General features: G+C 49.1%; 20 protein-coding genes. 17 read left to right on the plus strand and 3 right to left on the minus strand.

The genetic code is table 11. The features are described from left to right. The first annotated feature begins 6 nt into the window (after positions 1-6). Positions 7-3171 (plus strand): type I restriction endonuclease subunit R, encoded by a 3165-nt coding sequence (locus tag INF35_RS02395; RefSeq protein WP_193499937.1) that lies wholly within the window; start codon positions 7-9, stop codon positions 3169-3171. 475 nt (positions 3172-3646) lie between these two features. Here INF35_RS02395 and INF35_RS02400 read toward each other — a convergent pair whose 3' ends face one another. After that, positions 3647-3862, minus strand: coding sequence for a hypothetical protein (locus tag INF35_RS02400; RefSeq protein ID WP_456237416.1), 216 nt, complete (start codon positions 3860-3862; stop codon positions 3647-3649). Between the two features lie 181 nt (positions 3863-4043). Between INF35_RS02400 and INF35_RS02405 the strand changes: the two genes are divergently transcribed. From INF35_RS02405 to INF35_RS02420, 4 genes are read left to right on the plus strand one after another with little or no spacing between them, the layout of a single operon-like run. Continuing rightward, positions 4044-4259 carry a helix-turn-helix domain-containing protein gene (locus tag INF35_RS02405; RefSeq protein WP_193499938.1) on the plus strand — a complete coding sequence of 72 codons (216 nt, stop codon included), beginning with the start codon at positions 4044-4046 and terminating at the stop codon, positions 4257-4259. Positions 4260-4302: 43 nt separating this feature from the next. After that, positions 4303-5463, plus strand: coding sequence for a zinc ribbon domain-containing protein (locus INF35_RS02410; RefSeq protein WP_193499939.1), 1161 nt, complete (start codon positions 4303-4305; stop codon positions 5461-5463). A gap of 13 nt (positions 5464-5476) precedes the next feature. Further along, positions 5477-6796: an SPFH domain-containing protein gene (locus INF35_RS02415; RefSeq protein ID WP_193499940.1), complete on the plus strand. Its 1320-nt coding sequence runs from the start codon at positions 5477-5479 to the stop codon at positions 6794-6796. 14 nt (positions 6797-6810) lie between these two features. Beyond that, the gene (locus tag INF35_RS02420) at positions 6811-8904 is read left to right on the plus strand and encodes a DUF4839 domain-containing protein (RefSeq protein ID WP_193500509.1); all 2094 of its coding nucleotides are present in this window, start codon (positions 6811-6813) and stop codon (positions 8902-8904) included. Positions 8905-9091: 187 nt separating this feature from the next. Here the strand turns inward: INF35_RS02420 and INF35_RS02425 are convergent, their stop codons facing one another. Together INF35_RS02425 and INF35_RS02430 are read right to left on the minus strand one after the other, a co-directional pair. Beyond that, the gene (locus INF35_RS02425; RefSeq protein WP_193499941.1) at positions 9092-10003 is read right to left on the minus strand and encodes a hypothetical protein; all 912 of its coding nucleotides are present in this window, start codon (positions 10001-10003) and stop codon (positions 9092-9094) included. A gap of 33 nt (positions 10004-10036) precedes the next feature. After that, the gene (locus INF35_RS02430) at positions 10037-10882 is read right to left on the minus strand and encodes a sigma-70 family RNA polymerase sigma factor (RefSeq protein ID WP_193499942.1); all 846 of its coding nucleotides are present in this window, start codon (positions 10880-10882) and stop codon (positions 10037-10039) included. A 219-nt stretch (positions 10883-11101) separates the two neighbouring features. Here INF35_RS02430 and INF35_RS02435 point away from each other — a divergent pair, with 219 nt between their 5' ends. From INF35_RS02435 to INF35_RS14010, 12 genes are all read left to right on the plus strand, one after another. Beyond that, positions 11102-11722: a CHC2 zinc finger domain-containing protein gene (locus INF35_RS02435; RefSeq protein ID WP_193499943.1), complete on the plus strand. Its 621-nt coding sequence runs from the start codon at positions 11102-11104 to the stop codon at positions 11720-11722. Then, positions 11700-13079, plus strand: coding sequence for a DNA primase family protein (locus INF35_RS02440; protein ID WP_193499944.1), 1380 nt, complete (start codon positions 11700-11702; stop codon positions 13077-13079). Before INF35_RS02435 ends, INF35_RS02440 begins: the two co-directional genes overlap by 23 nt. A 76-nt stretch (positions 13080-13155) precedes the next feature. Beyond that, positions 13156-14142 (plus strand): MobV family relaxase, encoded by a 987-nt coding sequence (gene mobV / locus INF35_RS02445; RefSeq protein ID WP_193499945.1) that lies wholly within the window; start codon positions 13156-13158, stop codon positions 14140-14142. Continuing rightward, complete coding sequence (locus tag INF35_RS02450) at positions 14126-14308, plus strand: hypothetical protein (protein ID WP_193499946.1); 183 nt, start codon at positions 14126-14128, stop codon at positions 14306-14308. The genes mobV and INF35_RS02450 overlap by 17 nt, the downstream gene beginning before the upstream one ends. Before the next feature lie 87 nt (positions 14309-14395). Then, on the plus strand, positions 14396-14638 hold the full coding sequence (locus tag INF35_RS02455; RefSeq protein ID WP_193499947.1) for a helix-turn-helix domain-containing protein: 243 nt from the start codon (positions 14396-14398) through the stop codon (positions 14636-14638). Continuing rightward, positions 14622-16298 carry a recombinase family protein gene (locus tag INF35_RS02460; RefSeq protein ID WP_193499948.1) on the plus strand — a complete coding sequence of 559 codons (1677 nt, stop codon included), beginning with the start codon at positions 14622-14624 and terminating at the stop codon, positions 16296-16298. Before INF35_RS02455 ends, INF35_RS02460 begins: the two co-directional genes overlap by 17 nt. A 156-nt stretch (positions 16299-16454) precedes the next feature. After that, positions 16455-16970, plus strand: a complete 516-nt coding sequence (locus INF35_RS02465; protein WP_193499949.1) for a GNAT family N-acetyltransferase — start codon at positions 16455-16457, stop codon at positions 16968-16970. 139 nt (positions 16971-17109) lie between these two features. Next, positions 17110-17547, plus strand: a complete 438-nt coding sequence (locus INF35_RS02470) for a DUF1810 domain-containing protein (protein WP_193499950.1) — start codon at positions 17110-17112, stop codon at positions 17545-17547. Positions 17548-17856: 309 nt separating this feature from the next. Beyond that, entirely contained in the window at positions 17857-18723 is an 867-nt protein-coding gene (licT, locus tag INF35_RS02475; RefSeq protein WP_193499951.1) for a BglG family transcription antiterminator LicT, read from the plus strand. 171 nt (positions 18724-18894) lie between these two features. Next, on the plus strand, positions 18895-21039 hold the full coding sequence (locus tag INF35_RS02480; RefSeq protein ID WP_193499952.1) for a PTS transporter subunit IIABC: 2145 nt from the start codon (positions 18895-18897) through the stop codon (positions 21037-21039). Between the two features lie 211 nt (positions 21040-21250). After that, on the plus strand, positions 21251-21943 hold the full coding sequence (vanR, locus tag INF35_RS02485) for a VanR-ABDEGLN family response regulator transcription factor (RefSeq protein ID WP_193499953.1): 693 nt from the start codon (positions 21251-21253) through the stop codon (positions 21941-21943). Then, positions 21936-23132 (plus strand): sensor histidine kinase, encoded by a 1197-nt coding sequence (locus tag INF35_RS14010; RefSeq protein WP_328740290.1) that lies wholly within the window; start codon positions 21936-21938, stop codon positions 23130-23132. The genes vanR and INF35_RS14010 overlap by 8 nt, the downstream gene beginning before the upstream one ends. Positions 23133-23318: the final 186 nt, after the last annotated feature.

A 23318-nucleotide genomic window follows, 5' to 3' on the forward strand; every position in this document is an offset into this window, starting at 1 on the left:
CATCGCGTGGACTATGAATTTGTAAAAGGACAATTTACGGAAGCACAGCTGGAGGCGGCTATCATTGAGATATTCCAGCAGCAAGGATATATCTATGTCCACGGAGAGAAAATCCACCGGCAGTATGAAGAAATTCTGCTGGAAGATGACCTGCGTTCCTTCTTACAGGAAAAGTATGCCCATGAAGGCTTGAGCGAAACCGAGACACAGAAGATCATTAATCAGTTGGCTCTCGTCCCAGCGTCTCCGCTTTATGAGGGAAACCGTGCTGCTTTTTGGCTAGTTAATGAAGGCTTTGATCTGCAGCGAGACGATTTGAGCAAGGTGGCACTTCATATTGATTACATTGATTTCGACCACCCGGAGAATAACATTTTCAAAGTGGTGAATCAGTACTCCGTCCAGGGCGAGCGTCTGCGCAGACCGGACTTGCTCGTGTTTATCAACGGTATCCCGGTTGCCATTTTTGAGTTTAAGTCAGCAATCAATGAGGATGCGAATATCCATGACGCTTGGGAACAGATTACTATTCGCTATACCCGAGATATTCCAAAACTGATGAAGTATTGCTTCTTATCAGTCATCAGCGATGGAGCCAACACAAAAATGGGCAGTATCTTTACGCCCTATCCATACTATTATGCCTGGAATAAAGCCAATGACCAAGATAAAGTTTCAAACGGTGTAAGCTCGTTATTTACCATGATTGAAGGGGCTTTTGCAAAAGAGCGTATTCTTCGTGTGTTGCGTGATTTTGTGTTTTATCCAGATGATAGCAAGAAAAGCGAGGCTATTGTTTGTCGTTATCCCCAGTTTTTCGGAGCCAATAAAATGCTTGAAAATATTAAGCAGCATCTTCGACCAGAAGGAGATGGCAAGGGTGGCACGTATTTTGGTGCAACGGGATGCGGCAAAACTTATACTATGCTATTTCTGTCGCGGATGATTGCCCTACGCGATCCTGATGCCTTTAACAATCCGACGATTGTAATAATCGTTGACCGTGAAGATTTGGATACGCAGACAGCGGAACTATTTGCAACAGCAAAAAAGTACCTCCACGAAGATGATGTGAGGAGTATTGAATCTCGTGCAGACCTTGCTGAGACATTGAAGGATAGACCTAGCGGTGGAGTCTATATAACCTCTATTCAAAAGTTTTGTGAGAAGATTGGCCTTTTGTCTGCTCGGAGCAACATCATCTGTATCTCCGATGAAGCTCACCGTACTCAAACTGGTGTTGGTTCGAAGCTGAAAAAGACAGAGAAGGGCGTATTTACTACGTATGGTTTTGCAAAATATTTGCGAGATAGCTTTCCAAATGCTACATATTGTGGCTTTACAGGAACACCAATTGATGAGACAATAGCCGTTTTTGGCGATGTGGTAGACAGCTATACCATGAAAGAATCCAGTGACGATGGCATTACAGTTCGCATTGCATATGAGCCGCGTTTGGCGCGTGTTATTCTTTCAGAGGAACAGGCCAAAGAAATACAGAAATATTACGAAAGTTGTGCTGAACAAGGTTCTACGACCGAGCAAATTGAAGCAAGCCAAAAAGCTATGGCACGAATGCGGGCTATTCTAGGCCACCCGGATCGCCTAAAAAAATTGGCTGAGGATATTGTCCTGCACTATGAAGCTCTTTGTGCTGAGAAGCCATACGTTGTACAAAAAGCAATGATTGTCTGTGCCGATCGAGGTGTAGCATTTCGTCTTCTAAAAGATATCCTTGCAATTCGTCCTGCCTGGGGAGAAAAACGTCGTGCAGAGAACGAAAATGATCTGACAAAAGAACAACTAGATAAGTTGTCTCCCCTCCCGAAAATTAACCTTGTTGCGACACAAGGGGCTAATGACGAAAAGGAGTTGTATGAGGCTTGCGGAACAAAAGAATACCGCAAGATGCTGGACAAACAGTTCAAAAACGATAACTCCAATTTCAAAATTGCAGTTGTTGTTGATATGTGGATTACTGGTTTCGATGTGCCATCTTTGGCTGTTATGTACATTGACAAACCATTACAAAAGCACACCCTTATCCAAACAATTTCTCGCGTAAACCGTGTTTTTGATGGCAAAGACAAAGGCTTGGTTGTAGATTATATTGGTATCAAGAATGACATGATGGAAGCCATAAAAAAATATGGTGGTCCACAAGAAAGTCCAGTGGATGAACTTGATATTACAATTGGCATTTTTCGCAATCACTTGAAAATGATTGATGACTTACTGCTTGGATTTAATGCAAGTAAATTTTTTACTGGGGAACCCCTAGAAAGGCTGAATTGTTTAAACAGTGCGGCAGAGTACGTTCAAAGTCGGAAAGACACCGAAACGCGCTTTATGGGATTGTCTCGAAGGTTGAAAAGTGCTTACAATATCTGCTTCCCCTCTGGTGAGCTGACAGATGAAGAAACGGCAAAAGCTCAGTTTTATCTCGCTATCCGATCTATCATTTACAAGCAAACCAAAGGGAATGCCCCTGACGCCGAAGCGATGAACCAAGTTGTAGAAAATATGGTTCGCGAGGCTATTGCCTGTACTGGAATTGAAAATGTTGTAGATGAACACAAGTCGGTTGACCTGTTCAGCGATGAATTTATTGAACAACTGAATACGGTAAAACTTCCGATCACAAAATTCAATGCACTCTTGAAATTGCTCCGTAAAGCTATTAGCGCTTATGGGCGCACTAACAAAGTGAAAGCTATGGAGTTTGATGAGCGTCTCCGCAAAGTAGTTGATGATTATAACAGCAGAGATAAGTTGGTATTTACCAACGAGGTGGTTTCTGATTTTGTAAATGATCTGTCCGACCAACTGCTACAAATTTTAAGGGATCTGCAAGAAGATCAGTCCTCTTTTCAAAAGATGGGAATTAGTTTTGAAGAGAAGGCTTTTTATGACATTCTTGTCAAGGTGCGAGATGACCACGGTTTTCCGTATGCCGATGAAAAATGTGTGGTATTGGCTAAGAAAATCAAGGAACTTGTTGATGATAAAGCTCAATTTGCTGATTGGTCTACCAGAGATGATATTAAAAATCAACTCAATATGGAATTGACCGTCTTGCTATATCAGAACGGATATCCCCCTGAGTGGGACGAAGAGGTTTTTGAAAAAGTAATGGAGCAAGCTGAGAATTTCAAGAAATATGCTGATTGATACAGTGTTTTTTCAACTACATTTTTCGAAATATCTGATAGGCTGATGTAACCTATTGTCAAAGGGAATTGCTTGCTTTTTAGTCTAGGTCATTCAATAGGGGCGAGCAGCATCCCTGTTGGCAAGGGGATTTCAAAGGGGAACAGCGTTTCCCTTTGTCTGGGGTGTTCAGAGGGGATGCATTCCCCTTTGACTGGAAGAATCCAAAGAAACCAGCAGTTTCGTGGCACACGACTTTCCCTTGGAAAGTCTAGTGTGTTATACCTTTGCTTCCGGCTGACGCTGGAAAGGGTCTGGCTTTGCCATCAGCTGTGCGCGCAGATAGCAGTTGACAGACACTTTTTGGCGACAGTAGGACAGGCGGATTTTGTACGGATACAGACGGAATCAGGATTTGCACAGCGGGCAAAATCTGCCTGGCCGAAAAAGGAAGCAAAGGGATATTCCCCGTCCCGCCGCAGCGACAGTTCCCACTTTAGTCCTCATCCCCCTTGAACTTTTCACGGTTCTTGTAGACATTATACTGGTTTTTGCACCGTGGGCTGCAGAAGGTCGCATTGGACCGGCCGCCCAGAAACACCTTCTGACAATGCTTGCACAGGCGCAGGGGCTGGTCATCGTCCACCAGCATAAAGTTGAACATCATCTGGATGCCCAGCAGCAGGGAGTGAAAATCCCAGTAAGATCGCACACTTGTCCAGTTTGAAACTGATCGCACTGTTGCCCGCAGGATTTTCCTGCGGGCAGTTTTTGTTTTTCGCAAGAAGTTACGAATACAATTTAATTTATAGCGATATTTTATTGACTTTATACTCTAATGAAGGTATGCTTATTTTAGAGGGCTACAATAGTGAATCGGGAAAGTGAGATCTATGCGGATTAGTTATAAAAAGCTATGGATACGATTAATTGAAAAAGAAATCTCACCAGCAAAGCTTCGAAAAGATCTGAATATTGCCACAGGAACCATGACGAAACTGCGGAAAAATGAAGAAGTGGCACTTTCTGTATTGTTGCGTATCTGTGAATATCTCGACTGCAATATTGGCGATATTTGCGATGCCATAAAAAGCAATCACGACTGGTAAGCACGGACATTAAGGTCATTTGTACGGTTAGAGGAATATCACTATGACAGAAATTAGAAACGAGAACTGTCCCGGAAAGTCAAACAAAGCCAAAAAATTTAGCTATTGTCCGTTTTGCGGAACGAAATTGGATAAGGGCGCACGATTTTGTAAGCACTGCGGCGAAGAAATTCTGTCATATCAGGAAAGCGGGCGCAAAAACTCATATAATGAAAATCCGTTTGAGCGCCGAACTGTTTATGAAGGCTACATACATAAATGTCCTAATTGCGGGCAGATACTAAACTCCTTCGAACTGAACTGCCCAGCTTGTGGTTACGAATTGCGCAGCGTTAAGGCCTCCAGTGCAGTGAAAGAATTTGCTTTAAAATTAGAGGCAATTGAATCCGGCCGGGAATATGAAAAGCCACTCGGCTTTTTTGCTGCGGCGGAAGCACAGCAGAGAGTGTCAAAAACTGATGAGCAAAAAATCAGCTTGATCAAGAGTTTTTCTGTTCCCAACTCAAAAGAGGATATGCTTGAATTCATGATTCTTGCCGCCTCTAATATGAATATGAGCGCATACGATTCTTTTTCTTCCGGCTCTCTCTCCAAGGGAGAAAAGGAAATCAATGCCGCCTGGTTTGCAAAAGTGCAACAAGTTTACGAAAAAGCCAAAAGAAGCCATTCTGCAGACAGTACATTTACTGAGATCCAAACGCTTTATGACAAGTGTAAAGAGAAAATCAAGCTTGCCAAGAAAAAGGGCGTAGTTAAATGGTTATTGGCTCTCGGATGGATGCCAATATTATTAATTGTTCTCATTATTTTTGTAGGTATTTTTTCTCCGAAATGGGAAGCAGAAGAACTTGAGCGATTAAATAGCATCGTGCTCGATGTTCAGCAAGCATTAGATAATGGAGAATACTCGTATGCCTTAAAGATTGCAGAATCTATAGACTATCAGCGCAATGATGCCGAAATGGAACGGCAATGGGATCTTAAGCGTGAATACTGGATAGAAAAAGTATTGGAAGAAGCAGCCGCAAACGGAGAAAAGCTAGAATATACACCTACTCCAGGCATTGAAAAGTCAACCAACTCGTCCACAGACAGTGAAAATAATAGCAAGGGATTTAACGAAAGCGTTCAGTCTGGGTTAGAAGCGGTACAAAATAGCATCAACGAGTTCAATAAGGCATTGGATGGCAGCCCCAAAGAATAGGAGGGATCCCTTTATGGGCTTGTTCAATAGAAATAACCACAAACTCGGTTTCATGGACGTAATCCGCTGTGATGAACCATCATATCTGATTTGGAAATGGCATCCAGCTGGATCTCAGCTCGGAAGGAATAGCCGAGAGAATGCGATCCGCTGGGGTTCTTCCCTGAGAGTCAAAGAGGGCGAGGTGGCAGTGTTCGTTTATCCGCAGTGCGACGGAACAATGCAGGAATGTATTGAAGGGCCTTGCGATATCCTGATTGATACAGAAAATTTCCCTATTCTTGCAAATATGCTGGGATTAGCATATGGCGGTGGGACACCATTTCAAGCAGAAATCTACTTCATAAACCTCGCCCGTATCATTCAAGTGAAATTTGGCGTCCCATTTTTTGATATATATGATCCAAGATTTGTAGATTTCGGTGTACCTGTTGCCGTCAGAGGTACCATTAGTTTTCAAATTAAGGACTACCGTGAATTCATCAAGCTCAACCGTCTGAATGCATTTGACTTGAATGATTTTCAGAAACAAATTCGGGATGTGGTATGCCGCTATGTAAAAGACACCGTTGCCAACGCTCCCGCCGCCAACAACATACCTGTCATCCAGATTGAGACTAAAACAGCACAGATCAATGATGCTGTAGAGTATGACATCAGCGAACGACTGAAAGACTCCTTCGGAGTTCTGGTATCTGGCGTTGATATTGGCGCCATTGAGATTGACAAAACCAGTGAAGGCTATCGTAAGTTAATGGCCGTTACTAGAGATGCTGCTGCGATTCGCGTTGAGGCTGAGACACAGGATTATGTGGAACGTCTGCGTATCCAGCGTGAAGAAGGCCAGTATGCCATGCACAAGCAGGCGCAGACGGCAAATATCGGCGCATTTCAAGTGGAAAAGCAGGCGGAAGTCGGCGTTTCTGGCGCGCAGGCTCTAGGCCAGATGGGGACAACTGGTGCAGGCGATATAAATCTAAGCAGCAGTGGAGAAGGTTTCAACATGGCCGCCGTGATGGCCAGCATGGCTGTCGGTGGTGCCGTTGGACAGAATATCGCCGGAACGATGAATAATATGATAGGCGGAATCAATCAGCAGGCAACACCAGGTACTGTACCGCCTCCCATTCCTGTTGCGGCATATCATGTGGCAGTCAACGGGCAAGCCACTGGGCCGTTCGATATGACTTCACTTGCGCAGATGTCTGCAAACGGGCAGCTGACCGGGGATAGTCTGGTATGGAAAAATGGTATGGCACAGTGGGAAAAAGCAAAAGCGGTAGATGATCTGAAAGGGTTGTTCAGCCCGATGCCGCCGATTCCCAAAGAATGAAGGGTTACAGAGAAATGATTAAATGTTCGAAGTGCGGAGCAGAGCTGTCCGATGACGCAAAATTTTGCTCATACTGCGGTAACAAAATTGAAGTAGCACCCCCCTCACCTATCAAGGCGGATGAAGAAGATATTATCCCAGATGTTCCACAGCAAGAATCCGGCAACGGAGCTGCGCAAAAATCGGATATCCTTAAATATTGGGCAGATAAAATTAAAGGCAAAGCATCGGAAAAATGGCATAAGTTGAGTACATACGGCAAAATTGCTACAATTGCGATCATTGCTTTTGCCTTGTTATGCCTCATAGCATTCTTGTTTGGCAAGACTGCCGCCGCTGTTATTGCAATTTTGCAAATCGTTTTGACCGTGGTTGCGATACTTATAAAGAGGCAGATCATCAAAATACCTCAGAACTGGCTTCATCTTGTCGCACTTATTCTTGCAGTGGTTCTCTTAGTGCCGTATGTAAGCCTGTTTGGTGCGGATTATGGAGATGCAGAGAAGTTCGCGTGGTCTGACATTTTGCTTGCCGATGTTATCCCCAAGCCGAAATCTCATTTGGGAGAGATTTTAGCAAACTCTGATGAATGCCTGTCTTTGGATGTATATAAAACCAGCACAAGAGACTATAAAAAATATGTTGATGCCTGTGCGGAAAAGGGATTTACGGTTGAATCGGAGCAGTCTGAGTCGTCCTACTATGCCTATAATGCTGATGGGTATAAACTGTCTCTATATTATGATGAAAATGACAGCGAAATGAATATCAATGTGGATTCTGCTAAGAAATATGGAACACTTGTGTGGCCCGACAGCACAATCACACGCTTGCTTCCCGTCCCTAAATCGACAACGGGAGAAATCACGCAGGATGATGAAAAAGGTTTTGCTGCCTATGTAAGCGACACCCCAATGGAAGAATTTGATGCTTATGTGGTTGCGTGTGCCGACAAGGGATTTACTGTGGATGCCACTAAATCCGAGAAATCGTATTCAGCAAAAAATAGCGATGGATACCAGCTTTCTGTTTCGTATCAGGGAAATAGCGTTATTTCCATTTCTGTAAATGCACCAGAATATACGGTGTCTTTAGAAATCGAATGCGTGGAGAACCTGATCTTTAGTAAATATGATGTTGATGTATATATTGATGATTCTTTGCAAGGGACTATTAACCATGGAACTACCGAAACCTATGACTTAAAGCTGACCAAAGGCGTTTACAAGATTAAATTTGTAAGTGCGGATGACAACGAAGTCATGGGCTCGGTAGATATAGATATACATCAGAATGAGCTGCTCAAGTATAAAATTTCCTGTATGAGTACACAAATTGACGTTGAAACCATAAAGGGAACGATTGCAGAACATGGCGATGACGAGGCACCAATGCCTCAAGCAGCTTCCGACTTCAAGTACAAAAATTACGTCGACGTCCAACAAGAACTTACGGATGCAGGATTCACCAATGTGTCCTTTAACATTCTTTATGACATCGTACTGGGTTGGACAGAAGAGGGCGAGGTAGATAATGTATCGGTTGATGGTCGCTCTGACTTTGAAAAAAATGAAATTTTCAAAAAAGATGTTCCGATTGTAATCACCTATCATATGAAGGCAGAAGATGATCCTTCTAAACCTGTAGAGAGCGAACCCGCGGACACTTCAAGCGAAACCTCGACCGCATCCGTGCCAGAAGAATCAACTCCTGCACCTGAACCGGCACAGAATCTCACTGCTGAGAACTGTCCTGACTTGGCAGCTCTTTTGAAATTAAGTGACCCTGCTGATCCGTCCGTCGCCTCTTTTGCCAGCCAGTATTTTGGACAAACAATTGAATTTGACGGATGCATAACCTTCCTTTCGACTCATGAAAACTATACAACTCGCTTCGATGTCTTAATTGGAGCTGGAGATTACGACGCCAATCATCAAGTAGGACCTTATTTCCATCTGACAAATGTGAACTTTAACGACATGAATGTGACTGGTGGTGATAGCGTATATACCGGCCTAAATGTTCACGTTGTAGCAGAAGTTGGAAACTATGACTCGGATTCCGAGCTATTCGAACTCGACATTATCAGTATGCAAATTAGAGACTGACTTCACAAGCTATCCTGAGATAAATCGTATGAAGAATCCCACAGATATCGCTCGGAACGATATCTGTGGGATTCTTACATTTGGGGCATCTTTAAAATATACAAGGATTTTAATCCCGCCTAGCGAAGGGTATCCTAAATGGAGTGCTTTTGGCCCTAAACTTCCAATAGAGACGACAACACCATCGTTAGCCCTCATCCCCCTTGGACTTTTCACGGTTCTTGTAGACATTGTACTGGTTCTTACACCGTGGGCTGCAGAAGGCTGCATTGGACCGGCTGCCCAGGAACACCTTCTGGCAGTGCTTGCACAGGCGCAGGGGCTGGTCATCGTCCACCAGCATAAAGCTGAACATCATCTGGATGCCCAGCAGCAGGGAGTGAAAATCCCAGTAAATGGTGGGCTTGTCCAGCAGCTCAATGTGGTAGCTGGGGGCGATCCCGCCGAAAGCAGCCATAGCCTTGCGGTACAGCCCACGGGTGTCCTCATCAATGGAGTTATAATCATTGTAGTACAGGATGGATGTAGTCAGGGTGAAAGCCCAGTCCTTGAATTGCTGGGCAACCCAATCGTAGCGTTCCGCATACTCTCGCTGGAAGCTCATGTTCTTTGCCATCGGCTCATCCATGAAGGTCATGGTCAGGGCAACCATTGTCCGGTCACCGGACACCTTCCATGTGGATTCAATGTTTTTCTTCACCAGGTCCAGCCGGTCAAAGGGATAAAACAAGGACAGGTATTGGTCTGTCGCCAAGGATTCTTCCTTGACGAAATGGTTTTTCGGCAGATACACTGCCTCATAGTCCATAAAGGACGGTGTGGTGGGCAGGGCGGTCATCAGCCCCAGCAGTCCATACCGGGTGACAAACTCCATCACTGCTTTTTCCACTTCAGCCTCCGGTTTGCGCCCCATCATTAGCATCCCCACATTCAGCGCATCCAGAACAATACCCGGGGCCTCTTTCAGCGGATTATAGACATCTGGCTTTGCGTTTTTGCCGGGGGTGATGTACCGTTTGCCATCTTCCGCTGTTTTCAGCTCGTAATGATCGTACCGCACCCAGTGGGAACGGGACTGCTCAAATATATTATTCATCATATATGCCCTCTCCCCTACAGCGTCCCTGTGTCATCAGGGGCGTTTTTTCCTTTTTCTGCGCTTGCTCTTGTTTTCTCGCCGGATCACAGCGTCCTTGCCCTGTTTCCCTACAATTTTCGAGTATTCCTCTAAAAACTGACGTTCCCGCAAGGTCAGTCTATGTACCGGTTTTCGGCACAGGTGGTCATACATCTGACGCTGCAATTTCTTATGAATAGTCTTTCGCAGCTTGCGGATATTGCGGTCAGACTGCCCACGAACAGCGGCAAGCTGGGTAGTGCTGTACAGCCGCAAAGAAAGAAAATACAGGACTTCCTTGTGCTCCTCGCTCAGTTCTTCCACCATGCGGGAAACAAAGGCATCGGCGGTCAGGTTGTGCATCTCATAGGGGCAGTCAAACAGAATGTCCAGAAAGTTTCCGACCATCAGCTGCCGGTATGCGGGGGTGTTCATCCAGCGGGGAATGAGTTTCGGCTCAGGCACTGCCTGATATTCCAGCGGCACATCTCCACGGAGATTCTCGTGGTCCCGCTCCCTGCGCTCCCGGTTCCGATCCAGCTTGTCCCATTCCCCTACGACAACCTGGAAGTCCTTCTCGGTGCGTGCTGCTTCCTCCAACCGCCGCACAGCTTCCGCTCGAATCTCCCATTTCAGCCGCTTTTCGCTGACCGGGGCGGCTTCTTCTTCCTCGGTTTCCAGTTCGGCATCATAATCGACGGGATGCTCGTCCTGCTCCAGCTCGCTTCCCAGCTCTGCCAGACGTTCTTCCGCAAGCGCCTGTTCCAGCGTTTCTTCCACCGATCCAGCGCCTATTTTATCGTCCCATACGGTGAAGCCACCCTCGGTATCCAGAAGCTCATCATCAGACAGATACGCCATGACCCCACCTCTTTTTAAAAAATATTTTGCGGTTTTTCAAAAATGGTTCCGTTTTACACCCTGGATTTCTCCTATTAGTGAAAAGGTAATCTAAAACCAGATTACTTTCTTCGGAACTATATCAACATTATACAACGACTGCGCCGGAAGCGCAAGAAAGAGAGGCTCTATGGTAAAGAACGGCACCCAGGATTTTCTTTCGGAAGGGAGTGAGCAGTAATGACATGGTTTGAGCTGATAAAACAAGTTGTCCGTGTTCCAGAAGCAGCGGCCTATTATGGGCTGCAAGTCAACCGAAACGGCATGGCCTGTTGTCCCTTCCACGATGACCGGCATCCCAGCATGAAGCTGAACGAGAGGTACTTTTACTGTTTTGGCTGTGGAGCTACTGGCGACGTGATCGACCTTGTGGCGAAGTTGTTTGGTCTGAGCAGCTACGAGGCGGCTAAAAAGCTGGCTCATGACTTCGGGATTGACCCGGACAAGCCACCAGCGGCAATCGCCCTGCCCAAACCGGAACGCCCCCTGCTGAGAGCATACCGTCAGGATGAGGTGCACTGCCTGCGGGTATTGTGCGATTATCTGCATCTTCTGGAAAGCTGGAAGGTGCAGTACACACCCAAGACACCGGAAGATGTTCTGGATGACCGGTTTGTGGAAGCCTGCCAGATGCTGGACTATGTGGAGTATCTGGCAGATTTGCTCATTGCCGCCGAGCTGGAACAGCGGGTAAAAATCGTAGAAATGCTGAACAAAGATGGCCTGATCGCCGGTTTGGAAGAACGATTGGAGAGATTGAAAAAGGAGGAAGTTACCCATGAAGAAAAACAAGCAGCCTGACGGGATGCCCGTCTGGTTCGATGGAAAAAACATCAACGAAGCCCTGTTTTGTGAGGAGTTCTTGCAGACACACAAGATCATCTTCACAAACGGGGCTTTTTTCACACCCGAAGGCCGTGTGACCGATGAACTGCCCCTGCGGGGAGAGATTTTTGATGAGCTGAAATGCTGTGCGGTCAGCAACATTCCCCGCAAAATCAGCAACATTGTGGAACTGATGAAACTGGCGGCGCTGGAGGAGGATTTTCCTCCGGAACCGGACCTGATTCATCTTTCCAACGGGACACTCTTTCTGGACGGGACCTTTGTGGCGGGAAAACCTGAAATCGTCCGCAACCGCTTCCCTATGGCCTATAACCCCAACGCCCCGAAACCTGTCCTCTGGCTGAAATTTCTGGATGGCCTGCTCTACTCGGAGGACATCCCCACCTTGCAGGAATATATCGGCTACTGCCTGATTCCCAGCAATAAGGGACAGCGGATGATGGTGATTAAAGGCAACGGCGGCGAGGGCAAGAGCCAGATTGGTGCCGTGCTGGGGCATTTGTTCGGTGTGAATATGAAGGATGGCAGCATTGGGAAAATATCGGAGAACCGATTTGCTCGTGCGGATTTGGAGCATATCCTCCTGTGCGTGGATGACGATATGCGAATGGAAGCCTTGCGACAGACCAACTATGTAAAGTCCATCGTGACCGCCCAGGGCAAGATGGATTTGGAGCGCAAGGGCAAGCAGAGCTATCAGGGATGGATGTGCGCCCGGCTGCTGGCCTTCTCCAACGGAGATTTGCAGGCGCTGTTTGACCGGAGCGACGGATTTTACCGCCGCCAGCTGGTGTTAACCACAAAAGAAAAGCCTGCTGGACGTGTGGATGATCCTGACCTTGCGGAGAAGATGAAAGCCGAGGTGGAGGGCATTCTGCTGTGGGCTTTTGAGGGATTGCAGCGGCTGACCGCCAACAATTTCAAGTTTACCGAGAGCCAGCGCACAAAAGACAATCGGGAGGCCGTCAAACGAGATAACAACAATATCTTTGATTTTCTGGATTCAGACGGGTATATTCGCCGGAAAGCCGATATGTCTGCCAGCTCCAAAGAGCTGTATGAGGCATACCAGATTTACTGCACCGAGAATAATCTGCCCGCCCTGAAACCGCGCAGCTTCAGCGAAGCCCTGATTGCCTGTCAGAGCCGTTACAATCTGGAATACTGCAACAATGTGACCAATGCTGCCGGACGGCGAGTGCGTGGCTTTCTGGGAATCGAGGTACTGGTGAGAACCAATATGTCGGTGTTTTCCGGTGATTCGATGCGTACGTACGTACCGGAAGATGTGCCGGAGGAATGGCGGCGCTGAGCCTTGTACGTACGCTTTGGTTAACCGTGTTCTTGCTTTTATAACAATCTAAGCAGTTGAAAAAGGAGAGAAAACGATGAGCAGACCTCAATATGCCATTCTCCGCTTTGCCAAGTACAAGGGGCCGGAGATCGGGAACATTGAAGCCCACAACGAACGCACCAAAGAGAAATACGCCAGTAATCCAGATGTGGACATCAGCAGGAGCAAGAACAATTTTCATCTGATCGAACCAAAAGGAAAATATCGTGCGGAAGCGGAGCGGCAGATCAAAGAAGTCGGTTGCCGTACCCGGTCAGATAGTGTTCGGGTAGTGGAAGCCCTGGTAACTGCCACACCGGAGTTCTTTCAGGGAAAGAAAAAATCTGCGATCAGAGCCTATTTTCAAGAGGCGCTGACCTTTCTCCAGCAAAACCAAGACCCCAAAACAATCATATCAGCTGTGGTGCATATGGACGAGAAAACGCCCCATATGCACCTTTCTTTTGTCCCTCTGACTGCGGATGGCAGGCTCAGCGCCAAGGAGATCGTGGGAAATAAGAAAAAGCTGACCCAGTGGCAGGACAAGTTCTGGGAACATATGGTGCGGAAATATCCCGACCTGGAGCGTGGGGAAAGTGCCAGCCAAACCGGACGTGACCACATTCCACCCAGAGTGTTCAAAGAGATGACCCGATTGACCAAGCAAAAAGCCAAGCTGGAGGAACTGTTGGCCGGCATTGGAGTCTTTAACGCAAAAAGCAGAGCTGCCGAGATTGCAGCTTTTATGGATCAGTATATCCCGGCTGTGGAGCGGATGTACAACCTCATGAAGAAATATCAGGTGGCATTTACGGAAACCACCGGGGAGAACAAAAAGCTGAAACAGGAGAATGCTCAGCTGGAGCAATCTCTGGAAAAAGCGACCCAGGAAAGCACTTTGAAGCAGCTGGCCGATGCCAAGCTGCAGCGGGACTATGCAGACGCCGTTGCTGTGTTGGATAGCATTCCTAAAGAAGTTTTGGATGCGTATACCCGTGGTGGTCACGGGAGAAAGGAGCGGCCTATTGAGCAAAATCTATGATGATCCGAAATATAATGCGGCGTTTGACCGCTGCATTGATGTAATGACAAAGTTGATGCTGAAATATGGGAAACAGGTTTTGGAACAGCACCAGACGGCTACTCCTGTTTCTTTGCAGAAACAGCCAGATACGAAGCAAATCAGTTCTTTTGCTGACGCTGCTTAAAAGCTATAATTTACACGTTGCGTAATTATTGGGCCGATGCTATAATAATTACACAACGTGTGTTTTTTTGTTTATGGAGATGATGCGATGGACTGCAAAACCAAAATAAAAGAACTGCGGGAAATGACAGGTATGAACCGTAAGGACTTTTGCAATTTTTTTAATATCCCCTATCGGACAGTAACAGAATGGGAACTGGATAACCGCCATGCGCCAGAATATGTCCTGCGTCTTTTGGAGTATTACATCCGCAATGAGGGATTGATAAAATCACCGACTGAACAGAAACACGCCGGAGAAAGGAGTTCCAGCCATGAAAAGACGAACTAAGTGCTATATCTACACGAGAGTTTCCACTTCCATGCAGGTGGATGGATACAGTCTGGACGCCCAGAAGGACAAGCTGCGGAAGTATGCCGAGTATGAAGATATGACCATTGTTGGGGAGTATTCTGATGAAGGCTTTTCCGGCAAGAACATTCAGGGACGACTGGAGTTCCAGCGGATGTTGAGTGATATCCAAGCGGGCAAGGACGATATTTCGTTTGTGCTGGTATACAAACTATCCCGCTTTGGCCGAAATGCAGCGGATGTGCTCAACTCCTTACAGCTGATGCAGGATTTTGGCGTCAACCTGATTTGTGTGGAGGATGGTATTGATTCCTCCAAAGATTCCGGCAAGCTGATGATTTCTGTCCTCTCTGCTGTGGCGGAAATTGAACGTGAAAACATTCGGACGCAGACAATGGCGGGCCGTGAACAGAAAGCCCGGGAGGGAAAGTGGAACGGCGGATTTGCCCCTTATGGCTACAAATTAGTGGATGGTAAACTGGAAATTGCCGAAGATGAGGTAGAAGTGGTAAGGCTCATTTACGACAGATATATCCATACCAACGATGGTATCAACGGTGTGGCAAAATATTTGAATGATCATGGATACAAAAAGAAAATCCGTCAGAACGGTACTATTCCAGGCTTTTCTTCTGCCTTTGTGAAGGATATACTGGACAATCCCGTTTATATGGGAAAGATTGCCTACGGTAGACGCAGAACAGAAAAGAAGCTTGGAACAAGAAATGAGATGCACGTGGTCGAACAGGATGAGTTCCCAATCTACGAAGGTCAGCATGAGGCAATCATTTCGGAAGAAGATTGGCACTTGGCACAGGAGAAACGAAAGGTCAATGCTTTTAGGCGAGAAAAAGTAACTGACCCGGAACACGCGCATATCTTGTCCGGTATCCTGAAATGCCCCTGTTGCGGCAAAAGCCTTTATGGGAACATTGCAAAGGCGCACAGCAAAGACAAGAAAACCCGCTATTACTATTACTGCAAAAACACGTTGGGAGCAACTGGTCACAAATGCACCTTCCGCGTGAACATTGAACAGAAAGAAATGAACCGCATGGTTGCGGCAATCATTTCGGCAATGGTCAATGACCCGCATTTTTCCAAAGCTATCAAGGAGAAAATAGGTTCATCTGTGGATACTGGGGATTTGGAAAAACAGCTTACCACGCTCCAGGCACAGCTCCGACAGACTCTGGGCATCAAATCAAGGCTGGAGCGTCAGATGGACACGCTGGATATCAACGATCCTTATTTCGACAGAAAAATTTTGGATTTACAGCGGCGATATGACGAACAGTATGGTAGAATAGAAGAAATCGAGACACAGATAGATGAAGTAAAAAGCCAGATTCAGAGTATCCGTCAGGAGAAAATCTCCGGCGAAAATATTTACCAACTTCTGCTGGCCTTCGATGAAGTATACGGTGCTGCCACGGAAATTGAGCAAAAAGAGTTTATGAGAGCGTTCATTGAACGAATTGACCTGTATCCAGAAAAGCAGAAAGACGGAAACTGGATTAGGAACATGGTGTTCAATTTCCCGGTTCCTGTGAATGGGCAGGAAGTGAAAGAGTTACCCTTGGAATCTGGGACAACGCTCGAGACGATATGCCTGTTGTCCAAACGTCACGCAAACTAACATAAACCCAAGCGAAGATTACTGCAAAGCCGCTGTAATACGGTTGGGATTTTCTTCCTTACAGCGACGGATATTCATTTGAATTGAATCGATATTTCACAACAGGCGGGTCAGTTCCACCGGAATTGCCCGTATGCCGTTATAGGAGGTTCAAGGATGATTGCTCTTGTGGAGCCCTGTGAAAGATACCTGAACTCATACATGGAGGCCGGTGACGAGTACAGACGCAACGGCGTTCAGACCTATGCCTTTGATGATGCACGGGCGTATGACATTTTTGAAAAATACGACAACTACAGAAATGAGCGCAATTTGCCTCCGGATCGTGTGGGATCTCACTTTTACTGGCTGGTGAACGAGGACAGGGACTACTTTATCGGAGAAATCAGTGTACGCCACAAACTGACCGACGCCCTGAAGCGGTATGGCGGACATATCGGCTACGGCATCCGTTTTTCAGAATGGAACAAGGGCTACGGCACCCTGATGCTTGGACTGGCGCTGGAAAAAGCCAAAAGCCTTGGTATCTCCACCGTTTTAATCACCTGCGACGACGACAATCCAGGCTCTGCGAAAGTAATGGAAAACAATGGTCTTGTGTTGCAGGACAAGATTGCCAACTGTGTGGACGGGCGCACAATAACCACCCGAAGATACACCAAAGCTTTATGAGCTCGAGTATTCCCGGATTATGTTTTTCCTGCTCCATGCTTTGTCACACCGGTCCGAAGGCTGCATCCCGGATAAAGGCCCGCCTGCGGAAATGAATACCGCACCCGTCACATTTATGGCCATATGAGGAGGGATTTCCATGGCGCTCCAAAATGATTTGTACCGCTTCGTCTCTGCCCAGCAAACCAGCTACCGGCAGGCTCTGGCAGAAATTCAAAACGGCCGGAAAGTTACCCACTGGATGTGGTTTATCTTTCCTCAGCTGCAGGGATTGGGGCACAGTGCCACATCACAGTATTATGCCATTCGTAGTCTGGATGAGGCCAGAGCCTATCTTCAGGACCCATATCTCGGCGGCAATCTGCTGGAGATTTCCCGTGCCCTTCTCGCGCTGGATACCAATGATCCCGTGCAGGTGTTCGGACGCCCCGATGACCGCAAACTCTGCTCTTCCATGACACTGTTTGCCTGTGCCTCACCGGAATGCACTGTTTTCAGCCAGGTGCTGCAAAAATATTTCGGCGGCAGAAAAGATCGCCGCACGCTTCGAATGCTGGGCATTGGGGATGATGCATAATCGCCCCTCTGTTTGCCTCTTCCACAAGCCTTGGGGCAGACTTGAGAGCCGTTGTTTGATCGTTTGACGCCTGTTCATTTTGCCCAATTCGATTTACTTTATTTGAGCAGCTTGCCGAAAAAACATATACAGCCGAGAAACCGATTGACTTCCCTGTTTGCGCGTGCTATCATGGCAACAGTGAATTTTAGTTGGATTGTTACCGGTAATGCGGGCTAGACCAACTCCGTCGGGACCTTCTGGAAACAGGGATGGTATTTGATGGGGCTGGTTATTTTTTTGCCCTGGCGGTTTGAGGAGGCTTACAGGATGCGGATCAAAAAGGTCATCAACAACAACATCCTGTGCGTTGTCGATGACAAGGGCGCCGAGCTGATTGTGACAGGCCGCGGCCTGGGCTTCGGGCGTAAGATCGGCCAGCGGGTCGACGCATCCGACGTGGAAAAAGTCTACCGCATGGAGGATAAAACCGAACAGCGCCGGCTTCGGGAACTGGTGGAACAGATTCCTCTGGAACATCTGGCGCTGACCGAAGACCTGATTGCCGAGATCAAGTCCACGATTCACCAACCACTCAACGAGTCTCTTCTCATTACCCTGGCTGATCACATCAGCTTTGCCATCCAGCGCAAGGCTCAGGGCATCGAGTTCAAGAACCCCCTGGCCGGAAGCATCCTCTGCTACTACCCTGCCGAATATCAGTTGGGACAGCGATGCCTCTCCCTGATCCGGGAGCGCTGCGGTGTGGACCTTAATCCCGATGAGGCCGCCTTTATCGCCCTGCATATCGTCAATGCCGAGCTCAACACCACCATGAGCGAAATGTACGACATCACCCGCCTGATTGAGGGCGTGATCGAGGTGGTTGAGTATTTTTACCGGGATCTGGGCGTTTTTGACCGGGAGTCTCTCGCCTTCAACCGGTTTGTAGTGCACCTGAGATATTTTGCCCAGCGCCTTTTCCAGGACAAGCTCATGACCGACAGCCCCGATGAAAGCGATGCCGCCTTCCGCGCACTGATCGCGCGCAACTGCAAACAGCATTACAAATGCGCCCAGTGTGTTGCGGAATATGTCAAGAACACCTGGCACAAGACCCTCTCGCAGGAAGAACTGATTTATCTGACCATCCACCTCAAACGGGTCAGCGGAGATCTCCGCGAGGTCCCCTCCTGATTCGTCATCGCAGTCACAATTGAATATTTCCAGGATAGTGACTTCATCCTTGTTATGTAGGCTAGACCTGTACATACCTTGTCTCATACCTTGAGGCAGGTCTGTATAGGTCTATTTTTATATAAAGTCCCTGTTTTTCCACCATTGCATGATCCACAAGGAGGAATCGGAATGAAAGACAAAATTTTCGGCGTTTTACAGCGAGTCGGGCGCTCCTTTATGCTGCCCATCGCACTGCTGCCGGTGGCAGGCCTGCTGCTCGGCATCGGCAGTTCCTTTACCAATGAGACGATGCTGGCTGCCTACGGATTGTCCGGCGTCATCCATCAGGGCACCCTCATCTACACCATCCTCGACATCATGAATCAGTGCGGCAGCGCGATCTTCAACAACCTCGCCCTGCTGTTCGCCATGGGCGTTGCCATCGGCATGGCCAAGAAGGAGAAGGAAGTGGCCGCCCTTTCCGGTGCCATCGCCTACCTGGTCATGAACACCGCCATCAGCGCCATGATCAATGCTGCCGGCGGCGTTGAGGCCATGGCCCCCAATACCACCACCTCCATGCTGGGCATCACCACCCTGCAGATGGGCGTCTTCGGCGGCATTATCGTCGGTCTTGGTGTTGCTGCGCTGCACAACCGCTTTTACAAGACCCAGCTGCCCCAGGTACTCTCCTTCTTCGGCGGAACCCGCTTTGTTCCCATTGTATGTACCGCGGTCTATCTGGTCGTCGGCATCGCCATGTTCTACGTATGGCCGGTGGTGCAGACCGGCATCGGCATGCTGGGCAATCTGGTCATCAGCTCGGGCTATATCGGCACCTGGATCTACGGCCTGATCGAGCGCGCTTTGATTCCCTTCGGCCTGCACCACGTATTCTACATGCCCTTCTGGCAGACTGCCGTCGGTGGTACCGCCATCGTCGACGGTGTGACCGTTCAGGGTGCGCAGAATATCTTCTTTGCCGAGCTTGCTTCCAAGAGCACCACTGTTTTCTCGGTTGAGGCCACCCGGTTCATGGCAGGCAAGTTTCCCCTCATGATTTTCGGTCTGCCCGGTGCTGCCTTGGCCATGTACCGCACCGCCCGTCCCGAAAAGCGCAAGGTCGTTGCCGGTCTGCTGCTCTCCGCCGCGCTGACCTCCATGCTTACCGGTATCACTGAGCCGCTGGAATTCACCTTCCTCTTCGTAGCGCCCGCCATGTACGCCGTTCACTGCGTCTATGCCGGTCTGTCCTATATGCTGATGCACATCTTTAACGTAGGTGTGGGCATGACCTTCTCCGGCGGCCTCATCGACCTGACCCTCTTCGGCATCCTGCAGGGCAACGAGAAAACCCACTGGATCTGGGTCGTCATCGTCGGTGTCTTCTATTTTGTTCTGTACTATTTCACCTTCTATTTCATGATCACCCGCATGAACCTCAAGACGCCCGGCCGTGAGGACGACGGCGAGGAAACCAAACTGTATACCCGCGCCGACTTCAAGGAGAAGACCGGCGTCGGCCCCGATACCGCAAACGGCGCCAAGAGCAGCGACGCCACCTCCGAGATGATCCTGCGGGGTCTGGGCGGCAAGGCCAACCTTTCCGATGTGGACTGCTGCGCCACCCGTCTGCGCGTGACTGTTGTGGACCCCGGCAAGGTCAATGACGCCATCCTGCGTCAGACCGGCGCTTCCGGCGTTGTGCACAAGGGCGACGGCATTCAGGTCATCTACGGGCCTCAGGTTGCCGTCATCAAATCCAACCTGGTGGACTTTATGGAAACTCCTGCCGCCGATGCCGTCACCATCGACGACGGCAAGCCTGCCGCCAGCCAGTCTGCCCCCACTGCCTCCCCCGCTCCCGCAAAATCCAAGATGACTCCCGAGACTCTGGCCGCTCACATGACCGGCACCGTCGTGCCCATGTCCGAGGTCAAGGACGAGGCTTTTGCTTCCTGCGCCCTGGGTGAGGGCGCCGCCATCGAGCCCTCCGAGGGTAAGCTCTACGCCCCCGCCGACGCCGTCGTGGATAATCTCTTCGATACCCACCACGCCATCGGCCTTGTGACCTCTACCGGCGCCGAGATCCTGCTGCACATCGGCATTGACACCGTCAAATTGGGCGGCAAGCACTTCACACCCCACGTCAAGACCGGCGACAAGGTGAAAAAGGGCGATCTGCTCATCAGCTTTGATCTGGACGCCATCCATGCCGAAGGTTACCTCTGCACTACCCCGCTCATCGTCTGCAACACCGACGATTATGCCGCGGTCAAAACGCTGGCCTCCGGCAGCGTGAAGGCCGGTCAGGACTTTGTAAGCGTGGAGTAATTCTTCCCGCAGACAGAAATTTCTGTGCCTATCCTTGCATCCGTTAAGGCAGTTTTTCGCCCCCGGGCCCGGCATCCGCCGCCTGCCCGGGGGCGTTTTTGCGTCCGGGTGACGGTATTGACAAGGGGCGGGATTTTCTGCTATACATGGATAAGCCGCTGTTTGTTCTTATCAGGGACTGCTGCGGCCAATCCATGGGAGGAAATCTGCGATGAGTGAAATTCTGATTGTTGACGACGAAGCCGCCATAGCGGATCTGGTGGAAGTCTGTCTGAAAAATGAAGGCTACCAGGTGCACAAGTTTTACAACGCCACCGACGCCCTGGCCTGTCTGGAACGCTGCGAGCCAGACCTGGCCATTCTGGATGTCATGCTGCCCGATATGGACGGTTTTGCCCTGTGCCAGAAAATCCGCCAGAGCCACCTTTTCCCCATCATCATGCTGACCGCCCGGGTGGAGGACATGGACAAAATCATGGGCCTGACCCTGGGCGCGGACGATTACATCACCAAGCCCTTCAATCCGCTGGAGCTCATCGCCCGTGTCAAGACACAGCTGCGCCGCTATACCCGCTACAACAAGAGCGAGACCGCTGCCCGGGAACCGGAAGAATACGATTTCCGCGGGCTGCAAATCTGCAAAAGCAATCACAAATGCCTTCTGTTCGGGGAGGAGCTCTCCCTGACTCCGCTGGAATTTTCCATTCTGTGGTATCTGTGCGAGCGCCGCGGCAGTGTAGTCTCCAGCGAGGAACTGTTTGAGGCTGTCTGGGGCGAGAAATATATGGACAGCAACAACACCGTCATGTCCCACATTGCACGGCTGCGGGAAAAGATGCATGAACCCAGCCGCAAGCCTAAATTCATCAAGACTGTCTGGGGGGTGGGCTACACCATTGAGTAAGAAAAGCAAACGGGCCAAGCCGCGCTGGACCCAGTACGGCCGCAGCGCCTTTTCCACGGTATGGCTGTATCTTCTCTCGCTGGCCGGCGCAGCGGCAGCCATTTTTCTTATCTTTCTGATCGGGCTCAACCTCTATCATACGCTGGTCAACATCTACTATTATTCCCAAAACGTCTTTCTTGTCCGGATCACCCTGCCTCTCTATTACTTTATGGCAGGGGTCCGGGATGCCGCCCTGCTGGTTGTGATCCTTCTTTGCGGAAGTGCCTGGTTTTTTGTGACATACTGGTTTTTCCGTTACCCGCAAAAGCAGCTGAACACCGTAGTGAATGCCGCCGCTCATTTGCTGGATGAGGATTCCTCCTATCTGCAGCTCCCGCCTGAGCTGAACATAGCCGAGGCTCAGCTGCGACTGGCCCGCCAGCAGGCGCAGCGCAGCGCTCAGATTGCCCGGGAGGCCGAGCAGCGCAAAAATGATCTGATCGTCTATCTGGCCCATGACCTGAAAACGCCCCTGACCAGCGTGATCGGATATCTGACCCTGCTGAGAGACGAGCCCCAAATCTCCACCGAGCTGAGAGCCCGCTACACCAACATCGCCTTGGACAAGGCCGAACGGCTGGAAGATCTCATCAACGAATTCTTTGACATCACCCGCTTCAACTTGTCCCACATTGAGCTGGAACCCCGCATCACCGATCTGACCCGCATGCTGGAACAGGTGGTCAGCGAGTTTGGCCCCATGCTTGCCGAAAAGCATCTTTCCTGCCGGACCGATCTGCCTGCGCGGATGGAGTATGCCTGTGACCCCGACAAAATGGCCCGGGTATTTGACAATCTGCTGCGCAACGCCTGTCATTACAGTTATCCCGATACAGAGGTCACGATTCAGGCCGAGGTTTTGCCGTCGGAGATTGTGCTGACCTTTGAAAACCACGGCCGCACCATTCCGCCGGAAAAGCTGGACCGTCTGTTTGAACAGTTCTTCCGTCTGGATGAGTCTCGGGCCAGCCGGACCGGCGGCGCAGGCCTTGGTCTGGCCATTGCCAAAGAGATCGTGGAGCTGCACAGGGGTACCATCACCGCGGAAAGTGCCGACGAACGAATCCGGTTTATTGTCCGGCTGCCCCTGGCGGCACCCGCTTCGGGCAAATCCCTCTCTTCCAATGCCGCCGCAAGAAAATCGTAAGATTTTATAAGGAAAATCACAAACTCTTTATCAAAAAGTCTTGAAACCTCAAATGCTCCGCCCTGCTACCATATTAGGCAGCGGGCGGAGCATTTTTCTTGTCATCCGTCCGCCGGGACAGTTCCCATGCCCCTTTTGTGCTCCAGATTCCGGAACACAAGGACGGCGGCATCTCTGTCCGCACAT

The organism is Gemmiger gallinarum (assembly GCF_014982805.1).
In the GTDB taxonomy this organism is placed as follows: Bacteria; Bacillota; Clostridia; order Oscillospirales; family Ruminococcaceae; genus Gemmiger; species Gemmiger gallinarum.

Coding starts and splice junctions, on each gene's coding strand:
- INF35_RS02405 (WP_193499938.1), top strand. CDS start 4,044: ATGCGGATTAGTTATAAAAAGCTATGGATACGATTAATTGAAAAAGAA.
- INF35_RS02410 (WP_193499939.1), top strand. CDS start 4,303: ATGACAGAAATTAGAAACGAGAACTGTCCCGGAAAGTCAAACAAAGCC.
- INF35_RS02415 (WP_193499940.1), top strand. CDS start 5,477: ATGGGCTTGTTCAATAGAAATAACCACAAACTCGGTTTCATGGACGTA.
- INF35_RS02420 (WP_193500509.1), top strand. CDS start 6,811: ATGATTAAATGTTCGAAGTGCGGAGCAGAGCTGTCCGATGACGCAAAA.
- INF35_RS02425 (WP_193499941.1), bottom strand. CDS start 10,003: ATGATGAATAATATATTTGAGCAGTCCCGTTCCCACTGGGTGCGGTAC.
- INF35_RS02430 (WP_193499942.1), bottom strand. CDS start 10,882: ATGGCGTATCTGTCTGATGATGAGCTTCTGGATACCGAGGGTGGCTTC.
- INF35_RS02435 (WP_193499943.1), top strand. CDS start 11,102: ATGACATGGTTTGAGCTGATAAAACAAGTTGTCCGTGTTCCAGAAGCA.
- INF35_RS02440 (WP_193499944.1), top strand. CDS start 11,700: ATGAAGAAAAACAAGCAGCCTGACGGGATGCCCGTCTGGTTCGATGGA.
- mobV (WP_193499945.1), top strand. CDS start 13,156: ATGAGCAGACCTCAATATGCCATTCTCCGCTTTGCCAAGTACAAGGGG.
- INF35_RS02455 (WP_193499947.1), top strand. CDS start 14,396: ATGGACTGCAAAACCAAAATAAAAGAACTGCGGGAAATGACAGGTATG.
- INF35_RS02460 (WP_193499948.1), top strand. CDS start 14,622: ATGAAAAGACGAACTAAGTGCTATATCTACACGAGAGTTTCCACTTCC.
- INF35_RS02465 (WP_193499949.1), top strand. CDS start 16,455: ATGATTGCTCTTGTGGAGCCCTGTGAAAGATACCTGAACTCATACATG.
- INF35_RS02470 (WP_193499950.1), top strand. CDS start 17,110: ATGGCGCTCCAAAATGATTTGTACCGCTTCGTCTCTGCCCAGCAAACC.
- licT (WP_193499951.1), top strand. CDS start 17,857: ATGCGGATCAAAAAGGTCATCAACAACAACATCCTGTGCGTTGTCGAT.
- INF35_RS02480 (WP_193499952.1), top strand. CDS start 18,895: ATGAAAGACAAAATTTTCGGCGTTTTACAGCGAGTCGGGCGCTCCTTT.
- vanR (WP_193499953.1), top strand. CDS start 21,251: ATGAGTGAAATTCTGATTGTTGACGACGAAGCCGCCATAGCGGATCTG.